This is a genomic window from Parabacteroides sp. AM58-2XD, assembly GCF_003463685.1.
GTDB classification, from domain to species: Bacteria; Bacteroidota; Bacteroidia; order Bacteroidales; family Tannerellaceae; genus Parabacteroides; species Parabacteroides segnis.
In genome coordinates this window covers 1-9,696 of sequence record NZ_QSDP01000155.1, presented here as the reverse complement: position 1 = coordinate 9,696, position 9,696 = coordinate 1, and the positions used below count along the sequence as shown (strand labels likewise).

Sequence of the window (9,696 nt, the reverse complement as noted above, 5' to 3'; positions counted from 1 at the left end):
GCATTCCCAAATTCAGAATTGTTAATCGGTAGAAAAACTACAAGTATAAACTAATATTTACAAAGGTATGGATAAAAAATTATTTATTCGACAAAAAGATTTTACAGAATGAAGAATTTGTATTTTTTTAGAACAAGAGTAACATTTCGGATACGAGTATTATCTTCACTCCTGTTCCTTGATCGAGGATATTCTAAACGATTTGATACGTAGAAAAGTAGCGGAACTACATGAAAAGACAGATCATAGTGTAAGATTTGTCCTGTCACAAACCTCTACTGTTTTGAAAATATATTAATTACACAAATATTAAAATACCAAATTCAAATGAAAAAAAGAATGTTACTTACTTTGCCATTAGTTGCTATATCTTCTAATTGTATAATTGCCCAACAAAATTCGAAACCCAATATTGTTTTCATTTTTGCTGACGATTTGACAATGGATGGCTTGGGTAGCCAGAATAAAGATGTCTCCACTCCTAATTTAGATGAATTAAAGAATGAAGGTGTGTTTTTTTCACATACATTTAATCAAGGAGCTTGGGGAGGAGCGGTATCTGTAGCCAGTCGCTCTATGCTTAATACCGGAAAGTATTTGTGGAAAGCTGCTTCATACAATAATTCTAACAAACAGTTTCAAAACAATGGTAATTGGCCAGAAGGTGTGACTCCTTATGCTTCAGAAAAAGCTCAACCGGGAAAACATTGGGGTGAATATATGAAAGAGGCAGGTTATACTACCTACTTCACGGGAAAATGGCACGTTCACACTAAGAAGGCAGAACAAGCATTCGATTATGTTGCTCATGAACGTCCCGGAATGCCTAATCAAACTAAAGAACGCTATGATAGGAAGTTTTTAGAAAATGAACCTGATACTTGGTTGCCCTACGACACAACCAAGCAAGGCTATTGGAAAGGAGGAAAACATTGGAGCGAGGTTTTGGCTGATGATGCTTTACAGTTTATAGATATGACAAAGCAAGATGAAAATCCATTTTTTATGTACTTGGCATTCAATGCACCACATGATCCAAAACAATCACCAAAGGAATACATTGATATGTATCCGGTAGATAAGATATCCATTCCTAAAACATTTATGGAAAAATATCCTTTTGCCGATCATATCGGATGCAGCAAGGATTTAAGAGACGAACAATTGGCTCCTTTTCCACGCACAAAATATTCAGTTAAGAAAAACAGACAGGAATATTATGCTTTAATCACCCATATGGACGAACAGATTGGAAAAATTATCAAAGCATTAAAAACTTCAGGAAATTGGGATAATACTTATATAATTTTTACTGCCGACCATGGTTTGGCTGTAGGAGACCACGGATTTATGGGTAAACAAAATATGTATGACTCTAGCGTACGTGTCCCTATGATCGTAACCGGTCCAGGAGTAAAAAAGGGAAAAACAATCGATCATTTTGTTTACTTACAAGATGCAATGGCTACGTCTATGGATATAGCAGGAAGTAATAATTTAAGTGATATCGATTTTCAATCGTTTCTTCCATTGCTTCAAGGAGAAAAAGTAAAAACACGTGATGCTGTGTATGGAGGATATATAGGTTTGCAACGTATGGTTCGTACAAAGAAATATAAAATGATTATTTATCCGCTGATAAATATTGTACGCTTATATGATATTGAAAAGGATCCGTTAGAAATGATAGATTTGGCAGGCAACCCCAAATACCGTAAAGTAATGGACAACCTGTTTGTTAAGTTTGAAGCACTTCAAGAAGAAGTTTGCGATCCTTTGGATGTCAAACCTTATTATAATCGATTTATCAACAAAAATAAGTAAAATGAATAAAAAAAGTCAGCTGTTATTTGGTGCATTGTCGTGTTTTTTTTTGCATGGTTATTCACAAAACGAAGAAAATCGTCCCAATATAATCTTAATCATGGCTGATGATTTAGGCTGGGGTGATGTAGGATTTAATGGAAATAAGATAATAAAAACACCTAATTTGGATGCTTTAGCTAAAGAAGGAACTGTTATGGATTGGTTTTATTCTGCAGCTCCGGTTTCATCTCCAACACGTGCAAGTGTATTAACCGGCAGGCATCCTTTTCGTTCCGGGGTATTTCATGCAAATGTAGGAATTTTGAGACCAGAAGAAATTACTTTACCTGAAATATTAAAAGAAAAAGGATATACATCTGGCCATTTTGGTAAATGGCATTTAGGGACACTTACCGACAAAGAAAAAGATGCGAACCGTGGAGGTAGCAAACATCCTGAATTATTTAATCCACCATCCGAACATGGATATGATGAAGCTTTTGTTTCAGAATCGAAAGTTCCTACTTATAATCCGATGCTTTGTCCTGTAAAGCCAGAAAATCGTTTTTGGGATTATTCTGCGGTATTGGATTCTTCACGAAGTTTTGGTACACATTACTGGAATATAAAAAGTGAAAAAGTAACTGACAATTTAAGCGGAGACGATTCTCGTATTATCATGGATAGGGTAATACCTTTTATTGATCAAGCTGTAGCTAAAAACACTCCTTTTTTAAGTGTAGTTTGGTTTCATGCACCTCATTTGCCTTGTGTGGCAGGACCGGAACATAGAGCTATGTATCAAGAGTATGAGCTAGATAAACGTAACTATTATGGTTGCATCACTGCTTTGGATGAACAGGTTGGGCGTTTGGTTCGTTATTTGAAAGATAGAGGAATTTATGAAAATACATTGTTGTTCTTTTGTAGTGATAATGGACCAGAAAGAGATGTGCCCGGGACTGTCGGCAATTTTAAAGAGCGTAAACGCTCGTTACATGAAGGCGGTATAAGAGTCCCCGCCTTAGCTGTTTGGCCTGGTAAAATAAAGGGAGGAAAGCATTTGTCTACACCTTGTGTAACTTCTGATTATCTACCTACAATTGCCAGTTTGTTACAAATCCCATTATCACATAAAATCGATGGTGAAAATATAATGCCCCTGCTTCTTGAAAAAAAAGATAAGAGGCAAAATTCTATTGTTTTCTGTTCCGATGTTCAGGCAGCAGTAGTTGATGGTGATTATAAACTTTATTGTAAAAAAGGTCAATATGAATTATTCCATATAGCTAAAGATCCCTATGAAAAAAATAATATCATTTCTGTAGAAACGATGATTTCTGATAAAATGAAAGAAAAGCTGCAATCTACATTGAAAGACTTTCAAAACTCATTCGAAGGGGAAGAATATGGACGATCTTCATACAATCGGGTTAAGCAAGACTGGCATGATGTAATGAATCATTAAAAATGGTAGATAGATAATTGGGTAGATATTAAATTATTATTAGTGAAATATGATGGAAAAAAAATATCATTTGTTTTTGGGGATTAATTTACTGTTCACCTTTATATGTTGCTCGTCACCTGAAGTAGAGGTAGGAACTTTGGATGTGATACCTCAACCCTATGAAGTAACTCAAGATACTGTTGAAAAACCGTTTGTGATCGACAAGAATACTGTGGTTTACGTGCCAACTAGGAATGAGTCCATGAAGCGTATAGCCAACTTTCTGATCTCGTATGTCGATGAGTTGTCAGGTATAAAAATGTCTTTGGTTGCAAAGCTGCCGAATAAAAACGCCATTCTATTAGAGGTGTCTGAGGAAGTAACAGAAAAGGAAGGATATCGGATGCTGGTGTCTACTGACTTGATTACAATAAAAGGAGGTAGTGAAAATGGTCTGTTTTATGCCGTACAGACTCTTTTTAAAGCTTTACCAAAAGTGAGAGGTACGGAAAAATTAGCCGCGATTCCTGTTGGGAATGTTGAGGATTTTCCTCGTTTCGCATATCGTGGTTTTATGATTGACGTCGGTCGTCACTTTTTCCCTGTCTCTTATATAAAGCGAATGATCGATATGATGGCTTTACATAATATCAATTATTTCCATTGGCATTTGTCGGAAGACCAGGGATGGAGAATTGAGATTAAGAAATATCCGAAGTTAACGGAAATAGGTTCGACTCGCGATTCTACAATAATCGATAGTAAGACGAATAAATATGACAGAATGCCTCATAAAGGATTTTATACGCAAGATGAGGTGCGTGAAATAGTACGTTATGCTGCCGATCGTTTTATTACGGTAATCCCGGAAATTGACATGCCCGGACACATGATGGCAGCTCTTGCCTCTTATCCTGAGTTGGGTTGTACGGGAGGTCCTTATAGTGTGCCGTGCAAATTTGGTGTATTCAAAGATGTTCTTTGTGCCGGTAACGATCAGACTTTGCAATTTTGTAAAGATGTTTTAGAAGAGGTTATGGCTATTTTCCCTTCTGAGTATATTCATATTGGTGGTGATGAATGTCCGAAAGCTCGTTGGAAAGAATGTCCGAAATGTCAGGCTAAAATTTGTAAGTTAGAATTAAAGACTACACTAAAACATTCAAAAGAGAACCAGTTACAAACTTACTTTATGGAGGAAATGGAAAAATTCATCAATGCTCATGGTCGTAAGATGATGGGATGGGATGAAATATTAGAGGGTGGTTTGACTCCGAATTCAACAGTAATGTCATGGCGTGGTGTAAAAGGTGGCATAGAGGCAGCTCGCCAACATCATCCGGTTATTATGACACCGATTCATTTTCTTTATTTCAGTAATCCGCATTGGAATAAATTGAAAGGAGTAAACAGCGTGAAACGTGTATATGGTTTCGATCCTGTTCCTGCTGTTTTGACATCGGAAGAACAAGCGTTTATTTTAGGAACGCAGGCTTGTATATGGACTGAGTGGACTTCTGACACGGTTAAAATGGAGTGGCAAGCTTTACCCCGAATGGCTGCTTTGTCTGAGATACAATGGACTGATCCGAAGAAAAAAGATTTTGAATCGTTCAAGAAACGTTTACCGGATTTATTGAATAAATATGCATTGCGTGGTTATGGTTATCGTAAAGATATTCATGATACCTCAATCATGGAAATGCCGGCTGATTCTTTGAAATAAATAAGTAAAATATAGCACAATGCAAATATCTTCTATTAGTAAAAAAACAATGTTATTGTGCGGAACTTTAACATTATTTTCCACAATAATACATGCTCAAAACAAACCTAATGTGATTATTATTTTTACGGATGATCAAGGATATAATGATTTGAGTTGTTATGGCTCTCCTCTGATTCATACACCTTGTCTTGATCGAATGGCTGAGGAAGGGTTGAAGCTTGAAAGTTTTTATGTATCTTCATCTGTGTCAAGTGCTTCGAGAGCCGGATTACTAACTGGTAAGCAAAATAATCACAATGGAGTGGATTGGGTGTTCTGGCCCGGAGAGAGGGGAATGCCTAGTGAGGAAATAACCATCGCTGAAGCGTTAAAAGCGAGAGGGTATGCGACTGGGTGTTTCGGCAAATGGCATTTGGGTGATTTAGAAGGAAGCTTGCCTACAGATCAAGGATTTGATCGTTATTTTGGAATACCTTATAGTAATGATATGTATATTGGTCCTTCTCAACAATTTGCATCAAATGTTACTTTTCGTGAAGGATATACGTTGGAAAAGGCTCTATTAGATCAGGCATTTGTTAGAAAAACAAGCGATAGGAATATTGTACGCGAGAAATTGGCTAACCTGTGCCCTTTATTTGAAGGTGATAAGATTATTGAGTATCCTTGTGATCAAGCCACTACGACTTTGAGGTATTTTGAGCAGGCAATTGATTTTATTGAAAATTGTGGGACACAGCCCTTTTTTGCTTATATTACTCCCAATATGCCTCACTATCCCTTATTCGCATCAGAACAATTTCGAGGTAAGAGCAAGAGAGGTGCTTATGGAGATGCAGTAGAGGAGATTGATTGGAATGTTGGTAAGTTACTGGATTTTTTGGACAAAAAGGGGTTGTCGGAAAATACAATCGTGATTTTCTCATCGGATAATGGACCTTGGTTGGATAAAGGCGATGATGGAGGTTCTGCTTATCCTTTGAAAGATGGAAAGTTCTCTTTGTATGAGGGAGGACTTCGAGTGCCTTGTATAATTCGCTGGAAAGGTTCGGTTCCGGCAAATATAACGAGTGATGCCATTGTTGCCAGTATTGATATTTTTCCAACACTTATGAATCTTGCCGGTATTTCAAATCCTGGAAGCAGGGTAGATGGGGTTGATATTTCAAAATTTCTGTATGATCCGTCTCAAGTTATTCGTGAACGATATTTGTATATAAAAGATGGTATTATTAAAGGTATTCGAAAAGAAAATTGGGTATTTCTTCCCGAAACAGGTGAACGCATTTATAAAAAAGAGGATATGCCACAACTGTTTGATTTGAAAACAGATATAGGGCAAAAATGTAATCAGTTACATTTTTATCCAGAGATCGTACATGAGCTAGACAGTATAATAAAGAAAAACAATCAGTGATCTGCCACACTATATTTATTATTAATCTGAAATAAACTACTATAATCTTATGATAAAATATTATTTTGTATTTTTAGTTTCTATCCTTTTAGTCGGCTGCAAAAAGGATATTAATTATACACACATTTACACAAGTCAATATGACCTGTTTAAAGAATTCAAACCTTCGTCTACTGATGAAAAAGTAAATGGTACGCTTTCATTAGATATCAATACGAGTCAGCCTTTTCGTAAACAAACGATCCATGGGTTTGGTGCTTGTTTTAATGAGTTGGGATGGACTTCTTTAAATAAGCTGTCAGAGAGCGATCGCTCTGAAATCATGAAAGAACTGTTTGACCCTAAAACAGGGGCTTGTTTTAATATTTGCAGAATGCCTATAGGTGCGAATGATTTTTCTTTGGACTGGTATTCATATAATGAAACAGAAGGAGATTTTGAGATGAAAAATTTTACTATAGAGCGTGACCGGAAAACTTTAATCCCATTTATTCTTAATGCCAAATCGTTTAACCCTGATCTGAAAATCTGGGCATCACCATGGTGTCCACCTTCTTGGATGAAATATAACAGGCATTACGCTTGTGCTTATACAGGAGAAGAGTATGATGAAAAGTATAGAAACGGATTGCCAAAAGACAAAGTCGGTTGTGAAGGGACAGATATGTTTATTCAAGAACCAGTTTATTTAGAGGCTTATGCTCTCTATTTTAAAAAGTTTATTCAAGCATATAAAAAAGAGGGTATTTCCATTTTTTCAGTCATGCCTCAGAATGAATTTAATTCTTCTCAAATATTTCCAAGCTGCTGCTGGACATCTCGAGGATTGACTTCATTTATTGGTGATTATTTAGGTTCGGCAATGAAAGAAGAAGGAGTGTCGGTAATGTTTGGAACCATGGAAAGACCTAATACAGCACTAGTCGACTCTGTGTTGCAGAATGAAAAATCCGCAAAATACATTCATGGCGTCGGTTTTCAATGGGCGGGCAAAGGTGCGGTTTCTGAAATTCATAAAAACTATCCGGATATGCTGCTTCTTCAAACAGAGCAGGAATGCGGAGATGGAAAAAACGATTGGAAAGGTTTTTTGTATTCGTGGGAATTGCTGAAACACTATATGAATTGCGGAGTCTCTATCTATGATTATTGGAATATCTCCTTGGAAAAAGGAGGTATTAGTAGATGGGGGTGGGCCCAAAACTCTCTTGTAGTCGTAGATGCTGAAACATCTTCGTATCAGTATAGTTATGAATATTATTTAATGAAACATATCAGTCATTTTGTGAAACCGGGTGCTGTTTATTTGGAAGCAAAAGGCAACACTCGCGAAACCCTGACATTCATGAATCCTGATAATAGTATTGTCGTTTTGATAATGGAGAATAGTGGCAAAGGTAAGATGTTAGATATTAAGGTGGATGGTAAATCTTGCACCGTTTTTATCAAGCCTAATAGCCTAAATACTATTTGTTTGAATAAATGATTGTTAGAATTGTTTTTATGAAATTAGAGTAAAATGGAGATAATTGCTACCTGTATTCATTGGTGCACAATGATATCATTATAAATAAAAAGTTATTTTATAAATAATATAGATAAAAAACAATAATTAGAATTATGAAAAGGATTTATAAGATCGAATCACTATTGGTTTCATCCCTGCTATTTTCCGCTTGTGCCTCTAAACAAGCTTTAGAACCAAAGAAACCATTGAATATTGTTCATATTATGTGCGATGACCATTCGTTCCAAACAATAAGTGCTTATGGACATCCAATCAGCCAACTGGCTCCAACTCCCAACTTGGACAGGTTAGCAGCCAAAGGTATGCTTTTTAATAAAGCGTTTGTTGAAAATTCACTGTCAACACCAAGTCGGGCATGTTTGATGACCGGTCTATATAGTCACCAGAATGGTCAACGTTATTTGGGAAAAGGAATTGATACGACAAAGATTTTCTTTTCTGAAATTTTGCAGCAACATGGATATCAGACAGGCATCGTTGGAAAATGGCATATGCAATGCGAACCGAAAGGTTTTGATTATTACTCTGTTGTCTGGGATCAAGGAGATTATTATACTCCTGCGTTTAAAACAAAAGAAAGCGATGGCAAATACATAAAGGAAGAGGGATATGCGACAACCTTGATAACCGATCATGCCATTAATTTCTTGGAGAAGCGCGATCACGATAAACCTTTTTGTCTGTTAGTACACCATAAAGCGCCGCATCGTAACTGGATGCCTGATACCCAATATCTGGATTTGTATGAAGATGTAGAATTTCCTTATCCTGAAACATTTAATGATGATTATATTACTCGTTGCGATGCTGCCCGCAGTCAAAGAATGCGAATAGCTGAGGATATGACCCTTATTTATGATTTGAAAGTAAATGAATTGATGAAAGAAGAAGAAAAAGCTGCAGATATTCAATGGGTAGATAAGGCGTGGAAAGAGTCTTTGGAAAGGATGACCAAAGAACAGCGTGACACTTGGATCAATGCCTACAAACCCAAAAATGAAGAATTCCTCAAACAGAACCTGCAAGGTGAAGAATTAGTGAAATGGAAATACCAGCGGTATTTAAAAGATTATTTGCGTTGTATTAAAACTATCGATGATCAAGTCGGCCGCTTGCTGGACTATCTGGAAAAGGAGGGATTGATGGAAAATACCGCTATCGTTTATACATCAGATCAAGGATTTTATATGGGTGAACATGGTTGGTTTGATAAACGTTTCATGTATGAAGAATCGTTCCGCACTCCTTTGATTATTTATTGCCCGAACCAAACAAATGCAGGTAGTGTTTGTAATGAATTAGTTCAGAATATAGATTTTGCTCCAACTTATTTGGACTTGGCTGGTATAGAGATACCAGATCAGATGGAAGGTTGCTCTTTAGTGCCTCTTTTGAATGGGGAAGTACCTACAAATTGGCGTGAGTATTTATATTATCATTATTATGATGCCGGACATCATGTTTGTCGTCACGATGGAGTGAGAGATAGTCGCTATAAGTTAATTCATTTTTATGGAAAAGTAGATAATAAACCTATCCAAGCAGAAGAATTGTATGATTTGCAAAATGATCCAAATGAGTTGAATAACTTGTATGGGAAAAAAGAATACAAAGAAGTTGCGGAGCGTATGCAAAATAGACTTAATAAATTTCGTATAGACTTAAAAGTCGATGAGTATTGATATTATAAATAAAGGGGAAATAAAAACATTATATACAATAAATAGCTCAAAGAGGATATCCATTCAACTAATTATGGATGGAAG

At 36.3% G+C, this 9,696-nt stretch carries 6 protein-coding genes; all 6 read left to right on the top strand.

Annotated elements, in window-relative coordinates; translation table 11 throughout:
* Positions 1-327 precede the first annotated feature (327 nt).
* Positions 328-1,824 carry a sulfatase-like hydrolase/transferase gene (locus DXA15_RS23505; protein WP_128135650.1) on the top strand — a complete coding sequence of 499 codons (1,497 nt, stop codon included), beginning with the start codon at positions 328-330 and terminating at the stop codon, positions 1,822-1,824.
* A 1-nt stretch (position 1,825) separates the two neighbouring features.
* Positions 1,826-3,274: a sulfatase gene (locus DXA15_RS23500; RefSeq protein ID WP_158579707.1), complete on the top strand. Its 1,449-nt coding sequence runs from the start codon at positions 1,826-1,828 to the stop codon at positions 3,272-3,274.
* Positions 3,275-3,326: 52 nt separating this feature from the next.
* Entirely contained in the window at positions 3,327-4,982 is a 1,656-nt protein-coding gene (locus DXA15_RS23495) for a beta-N-acetylhexosaminidase (protein WP_128135652.1), read from the top strand.
* 49 nt (positions 4,983-5,031) lie between these two features.
* A complete protein-coding gene (locus DXA15_RS23490; protein WP_128135651.1) occupies positions 5,032-6,402 on the top strand; it encodes a sulfatase-like hydrolase/transferase in 1,371 nt (456 codons plus the stop codon).
* Positions 6,403-6,451: 49 nt separating this feature from the next.
* Entirely contained in the window at positions 6,452-7,888 is a 1,437-nt protein-coding gene (locus DXA15_RS23485) for a glycoside hydrolase family 30 beta sandwich domain-containing protein (RefSeq protein WP_128135648.1), read from the top strand.
* Between the two features lie 134 nt (positions 7,889-8,022).
* Positions 8,023-9,612, top strand: a complete 1,590-nt coding sequence (locus tag DXA15_RS23480; protein ID WP_128135647.1) for a sulfatase — start codon at positions 8,023-8,025, stop codon at positions 9,610-9,612.
* The last annotated feature ends 84 nt before the right edge of the window (positions 9,613-9,696 follow it).